The organism is Microbacterium sp. UBA1097, from assembly GCF_002313585.1.
Lineage (GTDB): Bacteria > Actinomycetota > Actinomycetes > Actinomycetales > Microbacteriaceae > Microbacterium.
On record NZ_DCBW01000030.1, the window covers coordinates 37,705 to 61,973 of the forward strand.

A 24,269-nucleotide genomic window follows, 5' to 3' on the forward strand; every position below is an offset into this window, starting at 1 on the left:
CCCCTCGCCGACATGGCTGCGGCCTTCGGCGCCGACCGCCCAGCCGTCGTGTGCCGCGAACTCACGAAGCTCCACGAAGAGGTACGCCGCGGCCCGCTCTCGGATCTCGCCGCCTGGGCAGACGACGGCGTCAGGGGTGAGATCGTCATCGTCGTCGGTGGCGCTGCCGGCCCCGCCATGTCGTTCGAGGACGCAGTTGCCTACGTTTCGGATCTGCTCGCGCAGGGAAAGCGCCTGAAGGATGCCTGCGCCGAGGTCGCCGCAGCATCCGGTCACTCGTCGCGCGAGCTGTACAACGCGTCGCTGTCATAGACCCGCGGGGCGGCGCCGGCCCGAACTAGACTTCTCGGGTGAGTTCCGGCAGTTCCTTCTACATCACGACGCCGATCTACTACCCGAGCGATGTTCCGCACATCGGCCACGGGTACACGACGGTCGCCGTCGACACGCTCGCGCGTTGGCACCGGCAGTCCGGCGACGACACCTGGATGCTGACCGGAACCGACGAGCACGGCCAGAAGATGCTGCGGGCTGCCGCCGCGAACGGCGCGACGCCGCAGGAGTGGGTCGATCGCCTCGTCGGTGAATCCTGGTTCCCGCTGCTTCGCACCCTGGATGTCGCCAACGACGACTTCATCCGCACGACGCAGGCTCGCCACGAAGAGCGCGTGACGCAGTTCGTCCAGGCGATCTATGACAACGGCTACATCTACGCGGGCGAGTTTGAGGCGCTGTACTGCGTCGGGTGCGAGGAGTTCAAGACCGAGGCCGAGATCATGGACGGCACGGGGGCGTTCGAGGGCCTCAAGGTCTGTGCGATCCATTCGAAGCCGCTGGAGCTGCTGCAGGAGAAGAACTATTTCTTCAAGCTCAGCGAGTTCCAAGACCGCCTGCTCGACCTTTACAAGAGTGTGCCCGACTTCGTGCGGCCCGAGTCTGCGCGCAACGAGGTGGCATCCTTCGTCCGCAGCGGTCTAAAGGACCTGTCGATCTCGCGATCGACCTTCGACTGGGGCATCAAGGTGCCCTGGGATCCCTCGCACGTCATCTATGTGTGGGTCGACGCGCTCCTGAACTACGCCACGGCTGTCGGCTACGGGTCCGACCCCGAGCAGTTCGCACGGCGCTGGCCGGCCTATCACGTGGTCGGGAAGGACATCCTGCGCTTCCACGCCGTCATCTGGCCCGCGATGCTCATGGCTGCCGGCGTCGAGGTGCCCCGCGGTGTTTTCGCGCACGGCTGGCTGCTCGTGGGCGGCGAGAAGATGTCGAAGTCCAAGCTCACGGGTATCGCGCCGACCGAGATCACCGACGTCTTCGGCTCCGACGCTTACCGCTTCTACTTCCTCTCGGCCATCGCGTTCGGTCAGGACGGGTCGTTCTCCTGGGAGGACCTGTCTGCCCGATACCAGGCAGAGCTCGCGAACGGATTCGGGAACCTCGCCTCGCGCACGGTGGCGATGATCGGGCGGTACTTCGAGGGAATCGTGCCGCCGCCCGCGCAGTACACCGACGCCGACCTCGCGATCCAGCGGGTTGTCGCGGAGGCTGCGGCGAACGCGGATGCCGCGATCGAGCGCTTCCGGATCGACGAGGCGATCGCCGCGATCTGGACGATCGTCGACGAACTCAACGGCTACATCACCGAGAACGAGCCGTGGACTCTCGCCAAGGATGACGCGAAGCGCGCCCGACTCGAGACCGTGCTGTACACCGCCGCCGAGGGTCTGCGCGCGCTTGCTCAGTTGCTCTCGCCGGTGATGCCTATCTCGACCGAGAAGCTCTGGATCGCCCTCGGCGCTGCCGAGACCATCGGCCGGCTGCAGGATCAGCCCCTTCGCGAGGCGGGGAGTTGGGGTCAGCTGAAGCCGGGCACCTCGGTCAATGGCTTGGCGCCGCTGTTTCCCCGGGTCGAGCAGCCCGCGTGAGCGACCCGAGCGCCTACGTGCGGGAGAGGTCGGCATCGGGTCGGCGTGACCTCACCTACCCCCCGCTGCCTGAGCCGCTGGCTGTTCCGGTGTACGACAACCACTGTCACCTCGAGATCGTGGACGGCGACGACCCGCTGGGCCTGTCGGAGCAACTCGCCCGCGCGGCCTCGGCGGGGATCGCGGGTGTGGTGCAGGCATCCGGTGACGTGGAGTCTTCGCGGTGGGCGGTGTGGGCCGCGGAGCATCACCCGCAGGTTCTCGCAGCGGTGGCGATCCACCCGAACGAGGCACCGACCTACGAGGCGGCGGGAGGCCTCGATGAGGCGATCGCGGCGATCGATGAGCTTGCCGCCCACCCTCGGGTGCGGGCGATCGGCGAGACGGGGCTTGACTTCTTCCGCACGGATGCCGAGGGTCAGCCGGCTCAGTACCGGTCTTTCGAGGCGCACATCGCTCTGGCCAAAAAGCACGGCATCGCAATGCAGATCCACGACCGGGACGCGCACGACGAGGTTCTGCGCCTGCTCGAGAGCGTTGGCGCGCCCGAGAAGACCGTCTTCCACTGCTTCTCCGGGGATGCCGAGATGGCGCGGATCGCCGCCGACCGCGGCTACTACCTCTCTTTCGCGGGCAACATCACGTTCAAGAACGCGCAGAATCTGCGCGATGCGCTCGCCGTGACCCCGGCGGAGCGCATCCTGGTCGAAACCGACGCGCCCTTTCTCACTCCGGTACCCCACCGTGGGCGCCCCAACGCGCCGTATCTCGTGCCGATCACCCTGCGCTTCATGGCAGCAGAGCTGGGTGTTTCCGTCGACGAGCTCGCCGCCCAGGTGGCCGCGAACACGCTCGAGGTTTACGGCACGTTCGCCTGAACGGAAGCGCGCGGGACCCCGTCGTCCCGGCGGATGCGGCTCGGGGTCGCGCGGGTCGTTGATCCACCTTCCAACTCCCACGGCAGCACGACCGGCGAGCTCGGGGTGCTCGCCGTCTCCAGCGCGTTCACGAGTTCGGGAAAGAGCAGCGCGGGAGCGAGCTCGGGGTGGACGCACACGTGCGTCACGCTCAGGCGGCGGTTGAGTGCGCAGTCGTGAAGACAGAGCGCGACAAGCTGCAGATCCCGCGGCAAGACGACATCGAGCGCGGCGAGGTCGAGGAACAGGCGCGGCCCCTCCTGCGCGAACGAGAACAGCCCGTCGACACCGTGCAGCAGGAGTTCACGGATGCTCCCCGCAAGCTCCAGGCTCGCGGCATCCACCCGGGCGACGATCGGGGCCTGGCCGCGGCTGGCACACCACTGCTGGTAGACGCTTTCGCCGATCTCCAGACGGGGAAGCCCCGGTTCGCCGGTGAGAAGCCCGATGTTCGTGGCGCCACTGGCAGCGAGCAGGTCAAGGGCCGCGGTCGCGGCATCCTCGTATCCGGTGCGGATCCACATCCCTGCGTCCGGCGGAAGGGGGAGGTCATTGGTGATGACGGGGATGCTCTGCGCTGCAGCGATCGCCAGCAGTGGGTCGCTCTCGCGGGCGTCGGGCGCGTACACGGCGTCTACCCGGGCGCTGCGCAGCAGCTCCGGGCGCGCATAGGGGATGACCGTGACCGTGAAGTGGTGCGCGGCTGCGGCGTCAACGAGGGCACTGAGCTGTCGCATGGCGTATTGCGCCTGAGTGGCCTCGCGAACCGGGTCAAGCGGCGGTGACGCGACGTACCCGATCGAGAGCGTTCGCCCGCGCCGGAGCGCTGCGGCGTAGCGGTCGGGGGAGTATCCGAGCTCGGTCGCGGCATCGAGTATCCGCTGTCTGGTGTCGGCGCTGAGCGCGCCCCGGCCATTGAGTGCCTGACTGACCGCGGCGGTGGACACGCCAGCTCTCGCCGCGACATCCTTCACCGTGACCCGCGCGCGCGGCAACGGGATCGGTGTCTGGTCGGGCTGCTGGGTCATGCTCACTCACGTGCCGGGATTCGGCGCTTCCGAGAAAACTGTCTCGACCGCTGCTGACCAGCGTTCGCCCTCCCCGGAGGACGCCAGTGTATGGCCGCGCGCAACGACGTGATGCATGATCACGCCGGCAAAATGCCGGAGCGCCCGTTCGGTCTTCAGCGAACTCTCCGAGGGGTTCTCGGGGAGGCGCGCGATCTCAGCATCCAGGAGCTGTTGAACCCACCCTCGCGCCGCTCGAACCGCCGGCGCGACATCGTGGACCCGACCTGCCCCGGCGTGGCGGAGCGCTGCGTCGGCGACGATCGCTTTCGCATCGGCAAGCGAGGCGAACTCGTCAAGCGGTGCGTGCAAGCGAATCGTCTCGAGGTCGAGTACCTCGACGCCGTGACGCGCCTGCACGTCGGCGGCGACGTTCCGGGGCATGCCGAGGTCGATCACCAGGAGCCGCTCGGCTGCGGCTGTCACCGCGGCGCGACCGGCATCCAGCTCGTCGCCGCCGAGCACGACCCGGGTCGTGCAGGTCACGATGACATCGGCCGACGCGATCTCGGCGGGAAACGATTCCGGGTCGACCGGGATCAGTCCGTGTCGTTGGGCGAACGCGGGGCCGCGACCGGATGCCGAATGAACACGGATGCCGCGCGCGCCGCGCACGCGCAGTGCCGCCAATGCTGCCGCGGCATACTGACCGGTCCCGATCAGGAGCACGCGGGCGCTTGACCAGTCGGCGATCCGTGAGGAGGCGAGCTCCAGGGCAAGTCGAACCAGAGAACGACCGGATTCCCCCACGCGCGCCGAGTTCTTGACGGTCCGCGATGTTTCTTTCGCGCGCTCGAAGAGGTGCTCGAGGGCGCGGGTCGTCATCCCCTCGCCGCGGGCGTCTTCGTAGGCGCGCGTGACCTGACCCGCGATCTCGTCCTCGCCGACCACGACCGAGTCCAGGCCCGACGCCACGGCGAACAGATGATGCGCGACACGATTGCCGACGGTGACATCGAGCGTTTCGCGCAGCTCTCGGTAGTCGATACCCGAGGCATCGGCCAGCTCGCCGAGCGCGGCAGTGACGGCGGACTCAGCAGAGTGGCCCTCGTCGGGGTCGATATCGAGGTAGGCCTCGAACCGATTGCAGGTTGCAAGCACGACGGCTCCGCCGATCGACTCGTGGGCGAGGGGGATGTCGCGGCGGACCTCGCCACCCACCTCGGCCAGGCGCTCAAGAGAGGCGAACGGGGTAGCCCGATGGTTGGCCGATAGGCAGACCAGCATCGCTTCCTCCTCGCGTCGACTGGTTAGTATATCGATTAACTATGCAGCTCTCCGATCAGCATCCGTTCGTTGCGCACGCGACGAAGGACTCGCACCTCATCCGCGCCTTCGTCGGACACCGACCAGCTATCACCCCCGTGTGGTTCATGCGGCAGGCGGGGCGTTCCCTTCCCGAGTACCGTGCGCTGCGTGAGGGCAGCTCGATGCTCGACGCCTGCCTCGACCCCGCGCTCGTGAGTGAGATCACGCTGCAGCCCGTGCGCCGTCACGGCGTGGATGCCGCGATCTTCTTCAGCGACATCGTCGTGCCCCTGATGCTGGCGGGGATCGACGTACGCATCGTCGCGGGCCGGGGTCCGGTCTTCTCCCAACCGGTTCGCGCCGGTGCCGACATCGCGCGGGTCACCGCGATCGACCCGCAGACCGTCACCGAGCGGGGCGGGCCGATCATCGAGGCTGTGCGCCGCACGACCGAGATGCTCGCCGCCGAGTCCGTTACTCGCGGCACGCCGCTCCCGCTCATCGGCTTCGCGGGCGCCCCGTTCACCCTCGCTGCCTACCTCGTCGAGGGCGGGCCCTCGAAGGACCATCTCGCCGCGCGCCGCCTGATCCACGAGGACCCGGCCGGGTGGGACGCGCTCACACAGTGGCTCGCCGACATCAGCGGACGCTTCCTCGCCCTCCAGATCGAGGCCGGCGCCAGCGCTGCGCAGTTGTTCGATTCCTGGGCTGGTTCTCTCTCCCCGCGCCTGTACCGGCAGGCAGCGCTCCCGGCATCCGCTCGAGCACTCGCTCACGTGCGGCAAATCGAACCGCCCGCGGACTCCGGGATGCTGCGGGTCCCGCTCTCGCACTTCGGTGTCGGCACCGGCGACCTTCTCGCCGACATCGCGAGCCTCGACCTCGACGTCGTCGGAATCGACCACCGGATCGATCTCGACGAGGCCCTGGAGCGGGTAGGGCGAGAGGTGACAGTGCAGGGGAACCTGGATCCCGCCATGCTGTTCGCTCCCGCCGAGGTCCGCGCCGCGGAGGTCTCCCGGATCATCGCCGCAGGTAAGGTCGCCCGCGCTCACGTCTTCAACCTCGGGCACGGCGTGCCACCCGAGACGGATCCAGACGTACTCACTGATCTCGTCACGATGGTGCACGATGCGCGCTGATGACACGATGCGCGCTGATGACACGGTGACCGCGGATGTCTGCGTGATCGGGGCCGGAATGGCGGGCCTCGTGATCGCCACCGAAACCGCCGCCGCGGGCCTTCGAACGGTGCTCGTCGAGGCCTCGGGCCAGGTCGGCGGCATGCTCGCGCCGATCGGCGTCGGTGGCCTGACCGTGGATGCCGGTGCCGAGTCGTTCGCAACGCGTACCGACGCGGTGACCGACCTCATTGGCCAGTGGCACCTTCCCGTTGCCGTCACGACGCCGAACCCCGCCGGAGCGTGGCTCGTTGCAGCAGGCGACGCCGGGGTCACCCGCGCGCCTCTGCCGCGCCGAAGCGTGCTGGGGATTCCCGCCGATCCCGACGCCGACGACATCGCACCTCTCGTTCCGGGACGTAGCGAGAAGCTGCTCCCGGTCCCGGCCGAGGAACCGTCGCTGTTCGAGCTCGTCGCATCTCGACTCGGCCCTGATCTGGCCGACACTCTCGTCGATACCGTGTGCCGTGGGGTCTACTCGCGCCCCTCCCGTGACCTGAAGCTGTCGGTCGTTCATCCACAGCTCTGGCGCCGCTTCTCGCAGACCGGCTCGCTCACTGGCGCTGTCGCCGAGCTTGCCGCCGGACCCCGCCCAGGAAGCGCGGTGGCAGGCATCGTCGGAGGCATGTGGCGGCTTCCGCGCGAGCTCGCTTCCCGTGCGCGGGCGGCAGGCGCAACGATCCTGATGGATGCGCCCGTTCGCAGCATCCAGGGGGCCGGCGCTGCAGGCGTGAGCGATGATGCGGTCATCGTGGATGCCGGCAGTACGCCGATCCGCGCCCGAACCGTCGTCGTCGCGACCGGCCGCGAGGAGGCGCTGCGTCTGCTGGGATCGGCAGCAGACGGTGACGGTACGCCGGTCGAACTCGCGATAGCGCTCGTGCACGCGCCGGGCCTCGATGCTCATCCGGTCGGCACTGGCGCGCTCATCGCCGACGCTGCACCCATCGACGCGAAGGCGCTCACCCACGCTAACGCGAAATGGGCGTGGGTGGATGACGCGCTCAGCGAGCGCCTCGGGCCCCATCACCACATCGTTCGGTTGTCGGCGCGTGACGGTGCCGCTGATGCGTTCGACGAGGAATCCGTCGCAGCTGCGATCACGGCAGTCACCGGCGTCACCGTTGCGCCGGTGGACGTTCGTGAGTTGCACATACGGCGGTGGCACGCGTCGTCGTCGTCATCGTCATCGTCATCGTCTGTGTCTGCTGTCGCCGCCGATTCCCGCATCTACCTCGCCGGCGCCACTGTCGCCGGTACCGGGCTCGCGTCGGTCATCCCGCACGCGCGCGAGGTCGCAGCATCCCTCGTTCGCGCGCTCGCAGCGCCCCCGCTCGCGTCAGCTTCGTAAACCCCGCACCGCCGTCCCTACCTGGAGGAATCGTGACCGATCCCGCTACCCCCGACGCTTCGACGCCCGGCGACGAGTCCCTGCCCGCTGGCTACACCCTCTTTACTGTGCTCGCGGTACCGCGTGTGGCGGCGCCGGAGTTCGGTGACCTGGAGCGCGAGGTCGCAGAGCTTCCCGCCGCCGGCGTGACCCTGCGCGGGCTCTACGACGTCACCGGCATGCGCGCGGATGCCGACCTCATGGTGTGGCTGCACGGCGAGGACCCGGCTGCACTCCAGGCTGCACTGCGCCGGCTTCGTCGCACCTCGGCGCTGCGTGAGGCGAGCATCACGTGGAGTGCCATGGGCGTTCACCGCGAGGCCGAGTTCAACAAGCGACATGTTCCCGGATACCTGCGCGGGGAGGCGCCCCGCGAATGGCTCTGCCTCTACCCGTTCGTGCGCAGCTACGAGTGGTACCTGCTGCCCGAGCAGGAGCGCTCAGCGATGCTCGCCGAGCACGGCCGCAAAGGCAGCGCTTTCCGTGATGTCGTGGCCAACACGGTCTCGACTTTCGCGCTCAGCGACTACGAGTGGCTCTTGCCGTTGGAAAGCGACAACCTGCTGAGCCTTGTCGACATGATGCGCGATCTTCGCGCGACTGACGCCCGCCGTCATGTCCGTGAGGAAGTCCCGTTCTTCACCGGGAGACGCGTCGAGGTCGGCGAGCTCGAGGACGTCCTGTCGTGACCGCCGAGAACTTCCGACCCAAGCCCCCGCACGCGACCGGTGCCTACTGCGCGCCGGGGGCTGCGGTGTGCGGTGCGACGCCCGCGGCGGCATCCGGCCCGGCACACGTGGAAGAACCCGTCGCGTACGACGCGCTGCTGCTGCTCGGGTTCGGTGGACCCGAGGGGCAGGATGACGTCATCCCGTTTCTACGCAACGTCACGGCCGGCCGCGGCATCCCCGACGAGCGCCTCGAGGAGGTCGCGCACCACTACCGCCACTTCGGTGGGGTCTCACCCATCAACCAGCAGAACCGCGACCTGGTCGCCGCCCTCGATGCCGAGCTTCGCGCGCGCGGCATCGACCTGCCGGTGTACTGGGGAAATCGCAACTGGATGCCGTACGTCGCCGACGCCGTGCAGCAGCTGCACGCCGACGGACACCGCCGCGTCCTGGCGCTGGCAACGAGCGCCTACAGCTCCTATTCGTCGTGCCGGCAGTACCGGGAGGACCTCGCCGATGCGCTCGAGGCGACGGGTGTCGGGGAGCAGCTGCAGATCGACAAGGTCGCCCAGTTCTTCGATCACCCGGGCTTCGTGACTCCCTTCGTCGATGGCATCCGGTCGGGGCTGGAGAAGCTGCGAGAGCACGGCATCGAGAAGCCGGACGAGATCGAGGTGCTCTTCTCGACGCACTCGATTCCCGTCGCCGATGCCGAACGCTCCGGTCCGCGCGACCGCGACTTCGGGCCGGGCGGCGCCTATGCCGCTCAGCACACCGCCGTCGCGGAGCAAATCATGCGAACGCTCGGGTCCGAGAGCCCCTGGCAACTCGTCTACCAGAGCCGCTCAGGGCCGCCGTCGGTGCCGTGGCTCGAGCCCGACGTCAATGACGCGATCGCCGCGCTGCCCGCGCAGGGCCGGCGCGGAGTGCTGATCGTTCCCCTCGGGTTTGTCAGCGACCACATGGAAGTCATGTGGGACCTCGACACCGAAGCCATCGAGACCGCCACCGAGCTCGGTCTTGTCGCCGTACGCACCGCGACCCCGGGAACATCGCCCACCTACGTCGCGGGCCTCGTTGACCTCATCGAGGAGCGGCTGAACGGTACCCCGGCATCGCAGCGCCCGCGAGTCACCTCGCTCGGTCCGTGGTTCGACGTGTGCCGGCCCGGATGCTGCGAGAACGCCAGGCTGGGCTTCCGCCCGGCACTCGCGGGGTTGACGCCATGACCGTGCGCTTGGGGACCCGGGCCAGCACACTGGCGATGACGCAGTCCGGGACGGTGGCACGGATGCTGACAGCATCGTCGGGCCTCGAGGTCGAGCTCGTCCCCCTCACGACGCACGGCGATGTCGCCACCGGTTCGCTCGCGTCCCTCGGGGGTACCGGTGTGTTCGCGACGGCCCTGCGCGAAGCGCTGCTCGCGGGGGAGTGCGACCTGATCGTTCACTCCCTCAAGGACCTGCCGAACGCCGCTTACCCGGGCCTCACGCTGATCGCGGTTCCCGAGCGCGAGGGTCAGCGCGATGCCCTGTGTTCGCGCGGCGGCGTGACCCTTGCGGAGCTCCCCGCCGGCGCGCGCGTGGGGACCGGCTCCCCGCGCCGGGCCGCTCAGGTGCTGGAGCGGCGGCCTGATCTCGTTGTCGCCGACATCCGCGGCAATGTCGACACGCGCCTGCGCAAGGTCACAGACGGCGAGTATGACGCGATCGTCCTCGCCGAAGCGGGCCTTCGCCGGATCGGTCGGGACGGCGAGATCGCCGAGCTGTTCGACCTGCACGCGTGGCCGACCTCGGCAGGTCAAGGGGCACTGGCGATCGAGATCCGCACGGCTGATACGACCACCGAGCTGGGCCGCGCCCTGCGGGGCCTGAACGATCCAGCCGCCGCGATCCCCGCGCTCGTGGAGCGGGCGGTGCTCGCAGAGCTCGAAGCCGGCTGTGCTGCGCCTGTCGGTATCTCTGCGATCCAGAACGGCGAGAGCGTGGAGGTCGCCGCGACGGTCTACCGGAGTGACGGGTCGCGCAGCATCCGTGTCGAGGACGCCGCGCCAGTCGCCGTCGTCGCCGAACCGGCGGGCCGGGCGGCGCTTGCTGAACGGGTCGTGCGGGTGCTCCGAGATCGCGGGGTCGATGAGCTCGATGACTGAAGCACTCGCCGGACGCACGGTGCTCGTGCCGCGCGGTGGAGCATGGGGTGAGCGCGTCGCGCGCCTTCTTGCAGACCGCGGTGCCGTGCCCGTGATTGCGCCGCTGATCGAGACCAAGCCCCCGCGCGACCTCGAGGCCCGGGACCGGTTCTTCGCCGACCTCGCCGCCGGCACCTACGACTGGGTGTTCATCACCAGTGCCGCTGCGGTCGAACACCTGCGCGCTGCGGGCATCGAGATTCCTGCTGCCACGCGCGTCGCCGCGGTCGGGCGTGCAACCGCTCGCGCTGTCGTGGATGCCGGGTTCGAGGTCGACTTCGTTCCGGCCGGGCGCTCGTCGGCGTTGGCCCTCACCCAGCAGTGGTGCTCAGCGCACGAGCCGGCGCGCGTTGGGCGGTGCCTCGTGTTGCGCTCCGACCTCGCGATGGCGGTCGTCAGCGACGAGCTGGAAGTCCGCGGCTACGACGTGGAAGTCTGTATCGCTTACCGGACGGTGGGGGTCGACCTTCCGGATGAGATCGTCGACGATCTGCGATCGGGGCGGATCGACACGGTGCTGCTCACCTCGACGAGCGTCGTGCGCGAACTCAGTCACCAGGTCGGCGTGCTTCCGCCGAACACGGTCCTCGCCTCGCTCGGGCCCGGCACGACCCGGGATGCCGAACGCCGGGCCCTCACCGTGACGCTGACCGCCCCCGAACAATCCATCGAATCCCTCCTCGCCGAGCTGTCCTCCTTCTCGCCGAGTTGTCCTTCCCCGCGCTGAGTTGTCCTCTTTCCAGCCGAGTTGTCCTTCCTCTCGCCGATCTGCACCCCGGAGTTCCGTCCATGACGACCTATCCCACCCACCGCCCGCGGCGCCTGCGACAGAGCCCCGCGATGCGCCGACTCGTCACTGAGCACACGCTGTCGGCATCCGCACTCGTGCTCCCCGTGTTCGTGACCGAGCGGGACGAACCGCAGCCCATCGCGACGATGCCGGGAGTGCGGCAAGAAACGCTCGAGACGCTGCCGCAGGTCGTCGACGCGGCGGCGGATGCCGGGCTCGGCGGCGTCATGCTGTTCGGTGTGCCGCTCGTTCGTGACGCGACAGGGTCGGGCGCGACCGACCCGGACGGCATCCTCAACCGCGCTATCCGCGTCGCCCGGACAGCGGCGGCTGGACGGCTCACTGTGCAGGCGGATCTCTGCCTTGACGAGTTCACCGACCACGGACACTGCGGTGTCCTCGATGCGCGGGGTGGGGTCGACAACGACGCGACGCTCGATCGGTACACGGCGATGGCGCTCGCGCAGGCTGACGCGGGGGCCGAGATCCTGGGTCTGTCGGGAATGATGGACGGTCAGGTCGCCGCGGTTCGCGAAGCACTCGACGCGGCGGGGCGAACGGATGTCGTGCTCCTGGCGTACTCGGCGAAGTACGCGTCTGCGTTCTACGGCCCGTTCCGTGACGCCGTGGAATCCACGCTCGTCGGTGACCGTAAGACATATCAGCTCGACCCGGCGAACGGTCGGGAGGGGCTGCTGGAGGCATCCCGTGACATCCACGAGGGTGCCGACATCGTCATGGTGAAACCCGCGGGACCCTACCTTGATGTTCTCGCGGCGGTAGCCGAGCGCTCGCCAGTCCCGGTGTGGGCGTACCAGGTGTCGGGGGAGTACGCGATGGTCGAGCTCGCCGCGGCAGCCGGGGCCATCGACCGCGATCGCGCGGTTCTCGAGTCCCTCGTTGGCATCCGCCGGGCCGGGGCAGACGCGATCCTGACGTACTGGGCGCTGGAGGTCGGGCGATCACTGCGCGACGGGCACAACGCGGGAGGTGCGCGATGACCCACAACGATGAACTCTTCGCCCGCGCGCAAGCGGCAATGCCCGGGGGCGTCAACTCGCCGGTGCGGGCTTTCGGCTCGGTCGGCGGCACACCCCGGTTCTTCGTATCCGCCCGAGGGCCCTACGTGACGGATGCCGATGGCCGCCAGTACGTCGACCTCGTCGCCAGCTGGGGGCCGGCGATCCTCGGTCACGCGCATCCGGAGGTCGTTGCGGCAGTCACCGAGGCCGCCTCCCGCGGTCTCTCGTTCGGCGCGAGCACGCCAGCCGAGACCGAACTCGCCGAGGAGATCACGGCTCGGGTAGGTGCCGTCGACCGGGTGCGGCTCGTCTCGACAGGCACCGAGGCGACGATGACCGCCATTCGCCTCGCCCGCGGCTTCACGCGGCGAGATCTCGTCGTGAAGTTCTCGGGCCACTACCACGGGCACTCCGACGGGCTTCTTGCCCAGGCTGGCTCGGGACTTGCAACCCTCGCGCTGCCCGGTTCAGCGGGGGTGCCAGAGGCAGTGGCGGCTCAGACTGTCGTCATCCCCTACAACGACCCTGATGCGCTCGCCGGAGTCTTCGCCCAGCACCCGGGGCGCATCGCTGCCGTCATTACGGAAGCCGCCGCTGCGAACATGGGGGTCGTCCCGCCGCATCCGGGCTTCAACGCCCTGCTTGCCCGCGCATGTCGCGACAACGGTGCGCTCCTCATCCTCGACGAGGTGCTCACCGGCTTCCGGGTCGGCCCGGCCGGGTTCTGGGGACTGCAGGATGCCGCGGGCGAGACCTACGCGCCCGACCTGTTCACGTTCGGCAAGGTCGTCGGCGGCGGCCTCCCCGTCGCGGCAGTCGCGGGCCGCGCGGAGGTCATGGAGCTCCTCGCGCCGCTCGGCCCGGTGTACCAGGCCGGCACGCTGTCGGGGAATCCGGTAGCGGTGGCTGCGGGGCTTGCGACGCTCCGACTCGCGGATGCCGCGGTCTACGCGCGACTCGGTAGCGCCGCCGACGAGCTTTCGGCCGCGGTGGGGGTCGCTCTGACACGCGAGGGCGTTGCTCACGGCATCCAGCGGTCGGGGAATCTCTTCAGCGTGTTCTGGGGCGAGGATGTCGCCACCGGCGTCGCTGACTACGAGACTGCCGTGCGGCAGGAGTCTTTCCGGTATCGGGCGTTCTTCCACGCGATGCTCGATGCGGGAGTATCGCTCCCGCCGTCGGCGTTCGAGGCGTGGTTCCTCACCGCCGCGCACGACGATGCGGCGCTGGCCCGGATCGTCGACGCCCTCCCCGCCGCGGCGCGCGCCGCAGCATCCGCCCGCGCCTGACGTGTCTTAGGCCTTGGCCTTGGGGCGGGTGAAGAGGGTCTCGGTCTGCTCGAGCTCCATCCCCTTGGTCTCGGGGATCCGCCACAACACGAAGAAGAACGAGAGCGCGGCGAACGTCGCATACATGCCGTAGGTCAGCGGCAGCGACCAGCTCGACATCACCGGGAAGGTCATGGTGATCAGGAAGTTCGCGATCCACTGAGCGCCGGCAGCAACACCGAGGGCCTTACCTCGGATGCGGCTGGGGAAGATCTCTCCCAGGAGCACCCAGACGAGCGGTCCCCACGAGGCGCCGAATCCAATGACGAATAGGTTCGCTGCGACCAAAGCGATGGGTCCCCACGCGCCGTCCAGGTGGACGTCCTTACCCGTACCGGTAGCGAACGAGAAGGCCAGCGCCATCGTCCCGAGCGACAGTGCCATGAGCACCGAACCGGTGAGCAGGATCGGCTTTCGTCCGACGCGGTCGACCAGGAAGATCGCGATCAGCGTCACGAGCACGTTCGTGACGCTCGTGATCACGCTGATCAGCGGTGCGTTGGTCATGCCGACCGAGTTCCACAGGCTCGTCGAGTAGTAGAAGATCACGTTGATGCCCACGAACTGCTGGAACACCGACAGGATGATGCCGATCCAGACGATCGGCTGCAGTCCGAGAGCCTTGCCGCGGATCGATACCCCCGCGTTCTTCTTGTCGGTCTCGATGGCGAGGGTCAGCTCGTTTATCGTCTTGTCGAGATCGACCGCGGGAACCAGGCGTGCGAAGATCGCCCGCGCCTCGTCAGTGCGGCCCTTGCTGATCAGGTAGCGCGGTGACTCGGGCACGGTGAACGAGAGGATGCCGTACACGGCCGCGGGCACGACGGCGACCAGGAACATCCAGCGCCACGCTTCCAGGCCCAACCACAGCACGTTGTCGGCGCCGCCCGCGATGCCCTCGAGCCAGGCATCCGACAGGAGCGCCGCGAAGATACCGATCGTGATCGCGAGCTGCTGCAAAGAGGCGAGCGAGCCGCGGATCTGCCGGGGCGCGACTTCAGCGATGTAGGCGGGCGCGACAACTGACGCGATACCGATGCCGATACCGCCGACCACGCGCCACAAACCGAGGTCCCAGACCGAGAAGGCGAGACCGGTTCCGATCGCGCTGACGAAGAACATGATCGCGCCGAGGAACATGACCCGGAGGCGCCCCCAGCGGTCGGCGAGGTTGCCTGCTATGAGCGCGCCGACTGCACAACCGAGCAGCGCGATGGCGACGATGAACCCGGTGACGAAGTCGTTGAGGGCGAAGTCGCTCTGGATCGACTCGACAGCACCGTTGACGACCGAGGAGTCGAAGCCGAAGAGGAATCCACCGACAGCAGCGGCGATGGACAGGCCGACGGCGCGGCGACCATAGGCACTATTGAGGGAGAACGTCCCCGTGGGGAGCGCGTCAGATGAGGATGTCACGCGACTCACCGTACTCCCGCCGCGGCGGCGCGTGACGGATTCCGGTTACCCGATTCGCGAAGTCCGCGCGTGAGGCGAACTACAGTGATCGCATGCCCGTCACCCTCCTGGGCGCCGCGGAAGTGCGGGCGCTGGCCGCCGACCTCGACGTCACCCCGACCAAGAAGCTCGGCCAGAACTTCGTCGTGGACGCGAACACGGTGCGAAAAATCGTGCACCTCGCGGGCGTCCAGGCCGGGGAGCATGTCGTCGAAGTCGGACCTGGGCTTGGCTCGCTGACGCTCGCGATCCTCGAGGCCGGCGCCAAGGTGACCGCCGTTGAGATCGACCACCGACTCGCGGAGCGACTGCCCGCCACGGCATCCGCTCATGGTGTTCCAGACGGTGCGCTCCGGGTCATCGATCAGGATGCCCTGCGGGTGAGGGACCTCCCCGGCGACCCCGCAGTGCTTGTGGCCAACCTGCCGTACAACGTGTCGGTTCCCGTCCTCCTGCACTTCCTCGAGACGTTCCGCTCCATCGCCCGGGGGGTCGTGATGGTCCAGGCCGAGGTGGGGGAGCGGCTTGCCGCTGCGCCCGGGTCGAAGGTGTACGGGGCGCCCAGCGCCAAGGCCGCCTGGTGGGGATCGTGGCGCCTTGCGGGGACAGTTTCGCGGCAGGTCTTCTGGCCGGTCCCGAATGTCGACAGCGTGCTCGTCGGTTTCGAACGCTCCGAACCGTTGGGCTCCGAAGACGAGCGGATGCTGACCTTCCGCATCATCGACGCGGCATTCCAGCAACGACGCAAGATGCTCCGACAGGCGCTTGCTGCGGTTCTCGGCGGAAGCGCGCTGGAGGCATCCGCGGTGCTCGAACGTGCCGGGATCGCCCCCACCGCTCGCGGCGAGGAGTTGACGGCTGGGCAGTTCCTGCGCATCGCCAGAGCAACCCCGGCGCCTGCGCGATAGCCTCGAAGCATGACCGACGAGCAGCGATTCTCGCGCAGCCGAAACGACATCCACCGCCCCTACTCGGCATCCGAGGACCGCTACTCCATCACCGACTACCGCCAGGTGGGCACGTCGGGCCTCTACCTCCCGCCGATCTCGCTCGGACTGTGGTGGAACTTCGGAGACAACATCCCGTTCGACAACCAGCGGAAGCTACTGAGGCACGCTTTCGACTCCGGGATCACGCACTTCGATCTCGCAAACAACTACGGACCCCCGTACGGGTCTGCCGAGACGAACTTCGGGCGGATGATGCGCGAAGACTTCGCGCCGTACCGCGACGAGCTGATCATCTCGTCCAAGGCCGGGTACGACATGTGGCCGGGCCCGTATGGCGACTACGGTTCGCGCAAGTACATCCTCGCCAGCGCCGATCAGTCGCTGCGGCGCGTGGGCCTCGAGTACGTGGACATTTTCTACTCGCACCGGATGGATCCGGTGACTCCGGTCGAAGAGACGATCGCGGCGCTTGACACGCTCGTGCGCCAGGGGAAGGCCCTCTACGTCGGCATCTCGTCGTACTCCGCAGAGCAGACAGCGATCGCGGTTGCGGTGGCTCGCAGTCTCGGTACTCCGCTGGTCATCCATCAGCCGTCGTACTCGATGCTCAACCGCTGGGTCGAGGATGGCCTCACCGGCGTGCTGCGTCAGGAGGGTCTGGGGGCTATCGCGTTCACGCCCCTCGCGCAGGGGCTTCTGACTGACAAGTACCTCAGCGGTGCGGCCGCCGACCGGGCACAGAACCGCAATTCGGTTCCCGCCGACCGGGTGTCGGAGCACGGCCGCTCGCTGTTGGGTGGTCTCAACGAGATCGCCCGGCAGCGGGGCCAGAGCCTCGCGCAGATGGCGATCCAGTGGGTGCTGCGGGACCCGGTCGTCACCTCGGCGCTGATCGGCGCATCGCGTCCCGATCAGCTGGACGAGAACCTGGCAGCGATAGCGGGCCCGGCTTTCGACACCGAGGAGCTCGAGCAGATCGACGCTCTCACCGACGGCGTCGATCTCTCGCCGTCGGGTCCGATCTGGGCGGATCCCTCGGACTCGTGACGGCGCCGCTTCGCACAGACGTCGTCCGGGTGCGGGCTCCGGGCAAACTCAACGTGTACTTCGAGGTCGGTCCGCTCCTCGACGACGGCTACCACGCTGTCGCGTCCGCGTACCAGGCTGTCTCTCTGTTCGAAGACGTGTGGGCCGTGGCGGCGGACGACTTCCGGCTCGAGGTCACCGGCTCAGTCGATGTGTCGACAGTCCCGCTCGATGATCGGAACCTCGCGCTGCGGGCGGCGCGGATCCTCGCTCAACACACGGGGTACGACGGTGGGGTGCACCTCACGGTCGACAAGCACGTTCCGGTAGCCGGTGGCATGGGCGGCGGCTCCGCGGATGCTGCGGCAGCCCTCGTCGCCTGTGATGCACTGTGGGGGACCGAGGTGGGTTCCGCCGAGCTGCAGCGCCTGGCTGCCAGGCTCGGCGCCGACGTGCCGTTCGCTCTGATGGGAGGAACGGCAGTTGGCCTGGGGCGCGGAGATCGGCTCAGTCCCGCGCTCGCGACAGGCCGCTTCGAGTGGGTCATCGTGCTCGCCGATGGCGGACTGTCCACGCCGGCGGTCTACAGCGAGCTCGACCGGCTTCGCGCGCGGACCGCGTCGGCCGGGCATCCGTCGACCGGCGCACTTCGCCTCGACCGCATATCGGACGCTCGCCACGGTGGCGCAGACCCCGCGGTGGCGACGGGCGTGCTGCACGCCCTCCGTTCCGGCGACCCCGAGGAGCTCGCCGGTCACCTTCACAACGACCTGCAGGAGGCGGCACTGTCGCTGCGGCCCGAGCTCGGCGATGTGCTCGATCTGGGAGACCGGGCCGGCGCCTTGGCCGGGATCGTCTCCGGGTCGGGTCCCACCACAGCGTTCCTCGCCGAGGATCTCGAATCGGCCCTGGAACTGCAGGTCACCATGTCGGCCGCGGGATATACGGCCCTTCACGCACATGGCCCTGTTCCCGGCGCACGACTGATCTGACCGACTGGTCTGACAAGGCCGCGGGTGCTTCTGACGGGCTGCGGACATTACCGCCGGATTTCCGCTTCGGTCAGAACCGCCCGCGATGTCCCCGGCCTCCGGTAGCGTGATTCGAAGCCGAATCGGCCGTCCCGACGAACGGAGAACCATGAAGGCTGTCATCGACAACGTTGTCATCGCGGAAGCTTCCCGCCATGATCTCCTCTCCATCGAGGGGAACTGGTACTTCCCGCCGAGCAGCATCGTAGCCGGCGCACTGGTCGAGAGTCCGACTCCCTACACGTGCCCGTGGAAGGGCGTGTGCCAGTACTACGACATCGTCGCCGACGGGGTTACTCACTCGGACGGCGCGTGGGCATACCCGACGCCGTATCCCAGCGCGTTCGAGCGTGTGGGGGCTGACTTCTCGGGCTATGTCGCCTTCGGGAAGGACGTGTCGGTCATCGACTGACCCGGTGCCGCCGTGATCATCTTCGACGACGTCACGAAGCAGTTTCCCGACGGAACCCGAGCGGTCGACGGATTCAACCTGACGCTCCCCGCGCACAAGACGACGGTCTTCGTCGGCTCCTCGGGCTGCGGCAAGACGACTCTGCTGCGCATGATCAACCGCATGGTGGAGCCCTCGTCCGGCGTCGTGTCCATTGATGGCGAGGACATCGCCGGCAAGGACCCCGTCAAGCTGCGCCGGGGGATCGGCTACGTCATGCAGAACTCGGGCCTCCTGCCGCACTACACCGTGATCGACAACATCGCGACGGTTCCGGTGCTGCAGGGACTGTCGCGCTCGGCGGCTCGGAGCCGCGGTCTCGAGCTCATGGACACGGTAGGTCTTGATCGATCGTTCGCCAAGCGCTACCCGAGCCAGCTTTCCGGCGGCCAGCAGCAGCGCGTGGGGGTGGCGCGCGGCCTTGCGGCTGACCCCAACATCCTGCTGATGGACGAGCCCTTCGGCGCTGTCGACCCGATCGTGCGCGCCGAACTGCAGCAGGAGTTGCTGCGGCTGCAGGACGAGGTCGACAAGACGATTGTGTTTGTCACGCACGACATCGACGAGGCGTTTCTGCTGGGTGACCAGGTGGTCATCCTCGAGAAGGGCGCGCACATCGCGCAGGTCGGTACGCCGAGTGAGATCCTCGAGAATCCGGCATCCGAATTCGTGGCCTCGTTCATCGGCGCCGATCAGGGCAAGCGCTCGCTGCGGTTGAAGAAGACCGCCACCGGCACTGCAGTGATCGATGGGCAGGGGCGCACGCAGGGCATGCTCAGCGATCCGGACGAGAGCGCGCGAGGCGTCCCGTCGTGAGCTGGGTTCTGGAGAACCTCGGCCTGATCCTCCAGCTGTCGGTGGAGCACCTCCGCCAGTGTCTGATCGCGATCCTCCTCGGGTTCGTTCTGTCGATTCCGCTGGGCTTTCTTGCCTGGCGGTTCCGTCTCCTCCGGGGTGCTGTCGTCACCATCACCGGATTGATGTACACCATCCCCTCGCTCGCGCTACTGTTTCTGCTCCCCGCCCTCTTCGGGTATGTAGCGTTCAGCGATCTGAACCTCATCCTCGCGCTGACGCTCTACGCGATCGCGCTTCTGGTGCGGTCGGTTGTCGACGGACTCAACTCTGTCGACGAGGGCGTACGTGGCGCTTCCACTGCTATGGGCTTCTCAGGTGCGCGTCGGTTCTTCGCCGTCGAGCTTCCGCTGGCCGGCCCCGTCATCCTCGCGGGTCTGCGGGTTGCTGCCGTGAGCACGATCGCGCTTGCACCGGTGGGCATTCTCGTGGGCGTGTCGAATCTGGGGTACCTGTTCACCAATGGTCTCCAGCGCCGCATCATCCCCGAGGTCCTCGCGGGGGTTGTCGCCGTCGTCATTCTCGCCCTCGTGATCGATCTCGTGCTGGTTCTGATCGGGCGGATACTGATGCCGTGGACGCGCCGGACGCGAGTACGGCCTCGCGCAGCCTCATCCGCTGCTCCTGCGGAGGCGAGCGCATGAATCTTCTCATCGACGCCTGGGCCTGGATCATCGCACCCGAACAATGGTCCGGCCGATACAGCCTGCCAACGCTGCTGCTCGAGCAGCTGGGCTACACCTTCGCCGCCGTCGGAATCGCCGCTCTCATCGCCGTGCCGATCGGCTGGGCAATCGGACACACCGGCAAAGGACGCGAGGTCGCTGTTGCCGTTTCGGGCGCGGCGCGCGCCATTCCCTCGTTCGGGCTACTGATTCTTCTCGTCCTGGTCATCGGTGTGACGCGCCGGGCTGAGGCTGCGCTGATCACGTTCGTCCTCCTTGCCATCCCGTCTCTGCTGGCCGGCGCCTACACGGGCCTCCAGGCAATCGATCGGGCCACGATCGACGCGGCGCGCGCCATGGGGATGACTCGCTGGCAGATCCTGTGGCGCGTCGAGGTTCCGCTGGGTCTCCCGCTGCTGGTCGGCGGGCTGCGGACCGCCACTTTGCAGGTCGTCGCAACCGTCACCATCGCCGCCTACGTGAACCTGGGTGGGCTGGGATTCCCGATCATCCAGGGCCTTCCACTGCGGGCGTTCGATCAGGTTCTTGCCGGATCGATTCTCGTCGCCCTTCTCGCCCTGGTCCTCGATGGTCTGCTCGCGCTCCTGCAGCGCGCTGCAGTGCCGCGGGGACAGCGCGCCACGAAGACCCGGCGTACGCCATCCGACACCGGGCCCCGGTCCGCCCAAACGCCCGCTCGGGTCCCTGACACCGTCGCGTCTAGCCCGTCCACCTGACCGCACCATCCCGCACCACCAGAAAAGAAAGAGGCACCATGACCACCACACGCACCCTCCGCGCCGCCGCGCTCGTCGGCGCCGCCGCGCTGCTGCTGGCCGGCTGCGCTTCGGGCAACCCGCTCGAGGAACCCACCGACGGTAGCGGCAGCGGCGAGATGATGTCCGACACGATCGTGGTCGGCTCGCAGGCTTACTACTCCAACGAGATCATCGCCGAGATCTACGCGCAGGCTCTCGAGAACGCCGGCTTTGATGTCGAGCGTCAGTTCAACATCGGGCAGCGGGATGCCTACATCCCGGCGCTCGAGAGCGGCGAGGTGACGCTCTTCCCGGAGTACAGCGGAAACCTCCTGCAGTACTTCGACCCTGAGACGACGGCACGCACAGCCGATGAGGTCTACGCGGCACTGCCCGACGCGCTGCCGGAAGGACTGGTTGTGCTCGACCAGTCCACCGCGACCGACCAGGACTCGTACACCGTCACCTCAGCATTCGCCGATCAGTACGGTCTCGTCTCGATCGCCGATCTCGCTAACGTCACCGAGCCCCTGACGCTCGGCGGCCCGCCGGAGCTTGCCGAGCGCCCCTACGGGCCGACGGGGCTTGCCGACGTGTACGGCATCGACGTCGGCTTCTCGGCGACGGGCGACACCACGTTCGAGGACCTCGAAGCTGGCACGATCAACCTCGCCAACATCTACACGGCCGACCCGCGCATCCAGACCGCGGGCCTCGTCGTTCTCGAGGACCCCGAGGGGCTTTTCCTGGCTTCGAATGTCGTCCCGGTCGTGAACGCGGATGTCGCTGACGAGATCGCCGACGTCATCAACGCCGTGAGCGCCGCCCTGACCCCCGAGGGTCTGGTTGCGCTGAACGTGCAGAGCACGGTTGACGAGATGTCGCCCGCCGACATCGCGTCGCAGTGGCTGCAGGAGAACGGCCTGAGCTAACAGCGCGACGTCAACGAAGCGGCTGCCACCCGAGAGAGAGGGTGGCAGCCGCTCCGGCGTTGGAGGGGTGGTGGGTCAGCGGCCGAACAGGCTCGCGAAGAAGCCTTTCGATGGCTCGTTTTCGTGCCCGGCACAGCGCTGCGCTTTCGGGACCCCGGCGAGGGCCTGCTGCACGTGCTGGCCGCAGCCGCCCCACGTGACCTTGCCGCACTTCCGGCACGTCGTCTGATAGCACATGGTGTCTCCTTCACTGGCTGCGCGGGCAGCACAAATGGCGGTCCGTCACCGTGACGGTCCGAGCGATGAGTGTTCGGGGATGCGGCTCAGGCGAGCGACAGGAAGAGCTTCTCGAGCTCCTCCTGCGTCAGGCCCTCGGCCTCGGCGGTGCCGTCCGGGTCGGCGACACAGTCGCGCATCGCCGCCGAGATGATGGCGAACCCGGCGCGGTCGAGAGCGCTCGTGACGGCAGACAGTTGCGTCACGATGTCGCGGCACGTGTCACCGGCCTCAACCGAAGCGATGACAGCGTTCAGCTGACCCTGTGCGCGCTTGAGCCGGTTGGTGATGCGCTTGCGTGTTGCAGCCTGCTCCTCGGGGGTGCCGGTGATCATCATGCGTGGACCTCTTCTCTGACAAGAATGCTGGCGGCCTGATCGCCCCACCACTGGCGAAGGGTCTGCGTCCCACCCGACAGGGAGAACGCGTCAAAGCCGTTTCCTACCAGGATGCGGTAAGCGATGTTCGATCGGACGCCCGCCGCGCACAGCGCTGCGATCGGGCGGCCCTGCGCTGCCTCACGTACCTCGTCGATGCGCTCACGAAGTTCGGTGTGTGGAATGTTCAGCGACCCCTCGATGTGGCCGCTGCTGTATTCGCGCGGAGTTCGGACGTCGAGGATCAGTGCGGATTCCCGCATCTGGTCGAGCTCGTCGGCATACCAGAGCTTCAGCCGCCCGTTCTCGACGTTTTCGGCGACCATCCCGACGAGATTCACGGCGTCTTTGGCTTGACCGTACGGCGGCGAGTAGGCAAGGTCGAGATCCATGAGGTCGGTCGCCGGCAGGCCGGCACGGATCGCGGTCGCGAGAACATCGATGCGCTTGTCGACTCCTTCATAACCCACGGCCTGCGCTCCAAGGACTCGTCCATCGTCCGTCGAGACATGCACGATCAGGTGCACGGTCGAGGCTCCAGGAAAGTAGCCGGCGTGCTGCATCGGGTGCAGGTGGATCGTCGTGTAGTCGATTCCCGCGGCATCCAGGCTCGCACGGTTCGCCCCGGTCATCGCTGCCGTGATCTCGCCGACGCGCACGATGGCAGTGCCGACGGGCTGGGGGATGGGCCGGCCGCCAGCCATGCCGAAGATGTCGTCGGCGATGAGCCGACCGGCGCGGTTGGCGGGGCCGGCGAGGGGCACGGGGCGCTGGACGCCTGTGACGGCATCCGTGCTGATGACCGCGTCGCCGGCGGCCCAGACTCCCTCAGCGGAGGTGCGTCCGCGATCGTCGACGACAATCGCGCCTCGAGCCGTCTCGATTCCTGCAGTCTCCACGAACGCGGTGTCGGGGCGAACGCCGACCGAGAGGACCACGAGGTCGGTCGGGATGCGGGTGCCATCCGCGAGGACGACGACATCCTCATCGTCGCCGACCTCGACGCTCTCGGCGGCGACACCGGCGTGGACCCGGATGCCGAGATTTCGCAGCTGTGTCGTCACGACAGAGGCCATCTCGCGCTCGAGCGGCGGGAGAACATGCGGGGCAAGCTCGACGACGTCGACCTCGAGCCCGCGATGGCGCAGGGCCTCGGCGGCCTCGAGTCCGATGAACCCGGCGCCGAGCACGACGCCGCGCGTGGCGCCGTCATCGACCCACTTCTTGAGGGTCACGGCGTCCGCCACGGTGCGAAGCGTCCGCACTCGCGGGGAGTCGAGCCCGGGGAGGGGCGGCCGAATGGCGACGGCGCCCGGTGCGAGGATGAGCGCGTCGTAGCTGAGGTCTTCGACGCCGGAGGTCGAGGCGACAGTGACAGCCTTCGCGGCCGTGTCGATCGCTGTCACATCGTGCCCGGTCCGCACGTCCAGGTTGAGGCTTGCGCGCAGGGTCTCGGGCGTGTGCAGAAGCAGCGACCCCTCGTGGGGGATCTCGCCGCCGACGTGGTACGGAAGGCCGCAGTTCGCGAACGAGACCTCGGGGCCGCGTTCGAGCACAATGATCTCGGCTGACTCGTCGTGACGGCGGGCGCGGGCGGCCGCGCTCATCCCGGCGGCCACGCCGCCTACGATGACGATGCGCATGGAGCACTCACTTTCTGGAGAAGAGATGCAATGAGCATACCCCAGGGGGTATACGGGGGGCAAGCTGACCGCATCACGAGAGCCACCTCGTGCCAGCGAGGGACAACTCGGCTCGACGAG

The 24,269-nt window shown here is 68.0% G+C and carries 24 protein-coding genes and 1 pseudogene; 19 read left to right on the forward strand and 6 right to left on the reverse strand.

From position 1 onward, the window contains the following. The 3 genes and pseudogenes from B4F19_RS07645 to B4F19_RS07655 all read left to right on the forward strand — a co-directional run. Window positions 1-312: pseudogene (locus B4F19_RS07645) on the forward strand (16S rRNA (cytidine(1402)-2'-O)-methyltransferase); the annotation flags it as partial. A gap of 38 nt (window positions 313-350) precedes the next feature. Beyond that, complete coding sequence (metG, locus tag B4F19_RS07650; RefSeq protein ID WP_228176976.1) at window positions 351-1,928, forward strand: methionine--tRNA ligase; 1,578 nt, start codon at window positions 351-353, stop codon at window positions 1,926-1,928. Further along, window positions 1,925-2,806, forward strand: coding sequence for a TatD family hydrolase (locus B4F19_RS07655; protein WP_292733843.1), 882 nt, complete (start codon window positions 1,925-1,927; stop codon window positions 2,804-2,806). The genes metG and B4F19_RS07655 overlap by 4 nt, the downstream gene beginning before the upstream one ends. Here the strand turns inward: B4F19_RS07655 and B4F19_RS07660 are convergent. Both B4F19_RS07660 and B4F19_RS07665 read right to left on the reverse strand, forming a co-directional pair. Further along, the gene (locus B4F19_RS07660) at window positions 2,788-3,873 is read right to left on the reverse strand and encodes a LacI family DNA-binding transcriptional regulator (RefSeq protein ID WP_292725702.1); all 1,086 of its coding nucleotides are present in this window, start codon (window positions 3,871-3,873) and stop codon (window positions 2,788-2,790) included. The genes B4F19_RS07655 and B4F19_RS07660 overlap by 19 nt on opposite strands. 6 nt (window positions 3,874-3,879) lie before the next feature. Further along, complete coding sequence (locus tag B4F19_RS07665) at window positions 3,880-5,139, reverse strand: glutamyl-tRNA reductase (RefSeq protein WP_228176979.1); 1,260 nt, start codon at window positions 5,137-5,139, stop codon at window positions 3,880-3,882. A 41-nt stretch (window positions 5,140-5,180) separates the two neighbouring features. On the opposite strand from B4F19_RS07665, the gene hemE reads away from it, so the two are divergent. The 8 genes from hemE (at window position 5,181) to hemL (ending at window position 13,691) form a co-directional block, all read left to right on the forward strand. Next, window positions 5,181-6,302: a uroporphyrinogen decarboxylase gene (gene hemE, locus B4F19_RS07670; protein WP_292733846.1), complete on the forward strand. Its 1,122-nt coding sequence runs from the start codon at window positions 5,181-5,183 to the stop codon at window positions 6,300-6,302. After that, entirely contained in the window at window positions 6,292-7,692 is a 1,401-nt protein-coding gene (locus B4F19_RS07675) for a protoporphyrinogen/coproporphyrinogen oxidase (RefSeq protein WP_292733849.1), read from the forward strand. The genes hemE and B4F19_RS07675 overlap by 11 nt, the downstream gene beginning before the upstream one ends. A 32-nt stretch (window positions 7,693-7,724) precedes the next feature. Beyond that, entirely contained in the window at window positions 7,725-8,420 is a 696-nt protein-coding gene (hemQ, locus tag B4F19_RS07680; protein ID WP_228176982.1) for a hydrogen peroxide-dependent heme synthase, read from the forward strand. After that, window positions 8,417-9,631: a ferrochelatase gene (locus B4F19_RS07685; protein WP_414683157.1), complete on the forward strand. Its 1,215-nt coding sequence runs from the start codon at window positions 8,417-8,419 to the stop codon at window positions 9,629-9,631. Before hemQ ends, B4F19_RS07685 begins: the two co-directional genes overlap by 4 nt. After that, the gene (hemC, locus tag B4F19_RS07690) at window positions 9,628-10,551 is read left to right on the forward strand and encodes a hydroxymethylbilane synthase (protein WP_292733854.1); all 924 of its coding nucleotides are present in this window, start codon (window positions 9,628-9,630) and stop codon (window positions 10,549-10,551) included. The genes B4F19_RS07685 and hemC overlap by 4 nt, the downstream gene beginning before the upstream one ends. Further along, window positions 10,544-11,317, forward strand: coding sequence for a uroporphyrinogen-III synthase (locus B4F19_RS07695; RefSeq protein ID WP_292733857.1), 774 nt, complete (start codon window positions 10,544-10,546; stop codon window positions 11,315-11,317). Before hemC ends, B4F19_RS07695 begins: the two co-directional genes overlap by 8 nt. 62 nt (window positions 11,318-11,379) lie before the next feature. Continuing rightward, entirely contained in the window at window positions 11,380-12,381 is a 1,002-nt protein-coding gene (gene hemB / locus B4F19_RS07700; protein WP_292733860.1) for a porphobilinogen synthase, read from the forward strand. Continuing rightward, window positions 12,378-13,691: a glutamate-1-semialdehyde 2,1-aminomutase gene (gene hemL, locus B4F19_RS07705; RefSeq protein ID WP_292733863.1), complete on the forward strand. Its 1,314-nt coding sequence runs from the start codon at window positions 12,378-12,380 to the stop codon at window positions 13,689-13,691. The genes hemB and hemL overlap by 4 nt, the downstream gene beginning before the upstream one ends. Before the next feature lie 6 nt (window positions 13,692-13,697). On the opposite strand, the gene B4F19_RS07710 is transcribed toward hemL, so the two are convergent. After that, window positions 13,698-15,146: a sugar porter family MFS transporter gene (locus B4F19_RS07710; protein ID WP_292725717.1), complete on the reverse strand. Its 1,449-nt coding sequence runs from the start codon at window positions 15,144-15,146 to the stop codon at window positions 13,698-13,700. Window positions 15,147-15,238: 92 nt separating this feature from the next. Between B4F19_RS07710 and rsmA the strand changes: the two genes are divergently transcribed. The 8 genes from rsmA (at window position 15,239) to B4F19_RS07750 (ending at window position 21,853) form a co-directional block, all read left to right on the forward strand. After that, window positions 15,239-16,093, forward strand: a complete 855-nt coding sequence (rsmA, locus tag B4F19_RS07715) for a 16S rRNA (adenine(1518)-N(6)/adenine(1519)-N(6))-dimethyltransferase RsmA (protein WP_292733866.1) — start codon at window positions 15,239-15,241, stop codon at window positions 16,091-16,093. A gap of 9 nt (window positions 16,094-16,102) precedes the next feature. Further along, entirely contained in the window at window positions 16,103-17,182 is a 1,080-nt protein-coding gene (locus B4F19_RS07720; RefSeq protein ID WP_292733868.1) for an aldo/keto reductase, read from the forward strand. Then, window positions 17,179-18,153, forward strand: coding sequence for a 4-(cytidine 5'-diphospho)-2-C-methyl-D-erythritol kinase (locus B4F19_RS07725; RefSeq protein WP_292733870.1), 975 nt, complete (start codon window positions 17,179-17,181; stop codon window positions 18,151-18,153). The genes B4F19_RS07720 and B4F19_RS07725 overlap by 4 nt, the downstream gene beginning before the upstream one ends. Window positions 18,154-18,301: 148 nt before the next feature. Then, window positions 18,302-18,604: a DUF427 domain-containing protein gene (locus B4F19_RS07730; protein ID WP_292733872.1), complete on the forward strand. Its 303-nt coding sequence runs from the start codon at window positions 18,302-18,304 to the stop codon at window positions 18,602-18,604. A 12-nt stretch (window positions 18,605-18,616) separates the two neighbouring features. After that, complete coding sequence (locus B4F19_RS07735) at window positions 18,617-19,459, forward strand: ABC transporter ATP-binding protein (RefSeq protein WP_292725727.1); 843 nt, start codon at window positions 18,617-18,619, stop codon at window positions 19,457-19,459. Then, on the forward strand, window positions 19,456-20,142 hold the full coding sequence (locus B4F19_RS07740; RefSeq protein WP_228176993.1) for an ABC transporter permease: 687 nt from the start codon (window positions 19,456-19,458) through the stop codon (window positions 20,140-20,142). The genes B4F19_RS07735 and B4F19_RS07740 overlap by 4 nt, the downstream gene beginning before the upstream one ends. After that, window positions 20,139-20,900 carry an ABC transporter permease gene (locus tag B4F19_RS07745; RefSeq protein WP_292725729.1) on the forward strand — a complete coding sequence of 254 codons (762 nt, stop codon included), beginning with the start codon at window positions 20,139-20,141 and terminating at the stop codon, window positions 20,898-20,900. Before B4F19_RS07740 ends, B4F19_RS07745 begins: the two co-directional genes overlap by 4 nt. 38 nt (window positions 20,901-20,938) lie before the next feature. Then, window positions 20,939-21,853, forward strand: coding sequence for an ABC transporter substrate-binding protein (locus B4F19_RS07750; protein ID WP_228176995.1), 915 nt, complete (start codon window positions 20,939-20,941; stop codon window positions 21,851-21,853). Between the two features lie 75 nt (window positions 21,854-21,928). On the opposite strand, the gene B4F19_RS07755 is transcribed toward B4F19_RS07750, so the two are convergent. The 3 genes from B4F19_RS07755 to B4F19_RS07765 form a co-directional block, all read right to left on the reverse strand. Then, window positions 21,929-22,090: a hypothetical protein gene (locus tag B4F19_RS07755; protein WP_195691894.1), complete on the reverse strand. Its 162-nt coding sequence runs from the start codon at window positions 22,088-22,090 to the stop codon at window positions 21,929-21,931. 86 nt (window positions 22,091-22,176) lie between these two features. Then, window positions 22,177-22,464 carry a metal-sensitive transcriptional regulator gene (locus B4F19_RS07760; protein ID WP_374197992.1) on the reverse strand — a complete coding sequence of 96 codons (288 nt, stop codon included), beginning with the start codon at window positions 22,462-22,464 and terminating at the stop codon, window positions 22,177-22,179. Further along, entirely contained in the window at window positions 22,464-24,149 is a 1,686-nt protein-coding gene (locus B4F19_RS07765) for an FAD-dependent oxidoreductase (RefSeq protein WP_228176997.1), read from the reverse strand. The genes B4F19_RS07760 and B4F19_RS07765 overlap by 1 nt, the downstream gene beginning before the upstream one ends. Window positions 24,150-24,269 lie beyond the last annotated feature (120 nt).

What these genes read in the sequence shown, in the direction of transcription:
- B4F19_RS07660 (WP_292725702.1), bottom strand. Translation starts at nt 3,873, where the DNA reads ATGACCCAGCAGCCCGACCAGACACCGATCCCGTTGCCGCGCGCGCGG.
- B4F19_RS07665 (WP_228176979.1), bottom strand. Translation starts at nt 5,139, where the DNA reads ATGCTGGTCTGCCTATCGGCCAACCATCGGGCTACCCCGTTCGCCTCT.
- hemE (WP_292733846.1), top strand. Translation starts at nt 5,181, where the DNA reads ATGCAGCTCTCCGATCAGCATCCGTTCGTTGCGCACGCGACGAAGGAC.
- B4F19_RS07675 (WP_292733849.1), top strand. Translation starts at nt 6,292, where the DNA reads ATGCGCGCTGATGACACGATGCGCGCTGATGACACGGTGACCGCGGAT.
- hemC (WP_292733854.1), top strand. Translation starts at nt 9,628, where the DNA reads ATGACCGTGCGCTTGGGGACCCGGGCCAGCACACTGGCGATGACGCAG.
- B4F19_RS07695 (WP_292733857.1), top strand. Translation starts at nt 10,544, where the DNA reads ATGACTGAAGCACTCGCCGGACGCACGGTGCTCGTGCCGCGCGGTGGA.
- hemB (WP_292733860.1), top strand. Translation starts at nt 11,380, where the DNA reads ATGACGACCTATCCCACCCACCGCCCGCGGCGCCTGCGACAGAGCCCC.
- hemL (WP_292733863.1), top strand. Translation starts at nt 12,378, where the DNA reads ATGACCCACAACGATGAACTCTTCGCCCGCGCGCAAGCGGCAATGCCC.
- rsmA (WP_292733866.1), top strand. Translation starts at nt 15,239, where the DNA reads ATGCCCGTCACCCTCCTGGGCGCCGCGGAAGTGCGGGCGCTGGCCGCC.
- B4F19_RS07720 (WP_292733868.1), top strand. Translation starts at nt 16,103, where the DNA reads ATGACCGACGAGCAGCGATTCTCGCGCAGCCGAAACGACATCCACCGC.
- B4F19_RS07730 (WP_292733872.1), top strand. Translation starts at nt 18,302, where the DNA reads ATGAAGGCTGTCATCGACAACGTTGTCATCGCGGAAGCTTCCCGCCAT.
- B4F19_RS07745 (WP_292725729.1), top strand. Translation starts at nt 20,139, where the DNA reads ATGAATCTTCTCATCGACGCCTGGGCCTGGATCATCGCACCCGAACAA.
- B4F19_RS07750 (WP_228176995.1), top strand. Translation starts at nt 20,939, where the DNA reads ATGACCACCACACGCACCCTCCGCGCCGCCGCGCTCGTCGGCGCCGCC.
- B4F19_RS07755 (WP_195691894.1), bottom strand. Translation starts at nt 22,090, where the DNA reads ATGTGCTATCAGACGACGTGCCGGAAGTGCGGCAAGGTCACGTGGGGC.
- B4F19_RS07760 (WP_374197992.1), bottom strand. Translation starts at nt 22,464, where the DNA reads ATGATCACCGGCACCCCCGAGGAGCAGGCTGCAACACGCAAGCGCATC.
- B4F19_RS07765 (WP_228176997.1), bottom strand. Translation starts at nt 24,149, where the DNA reads ATGCGCATCGTCATCGTAGGCGGCGTGGCCGCCGGGATGAGCGCGGCC.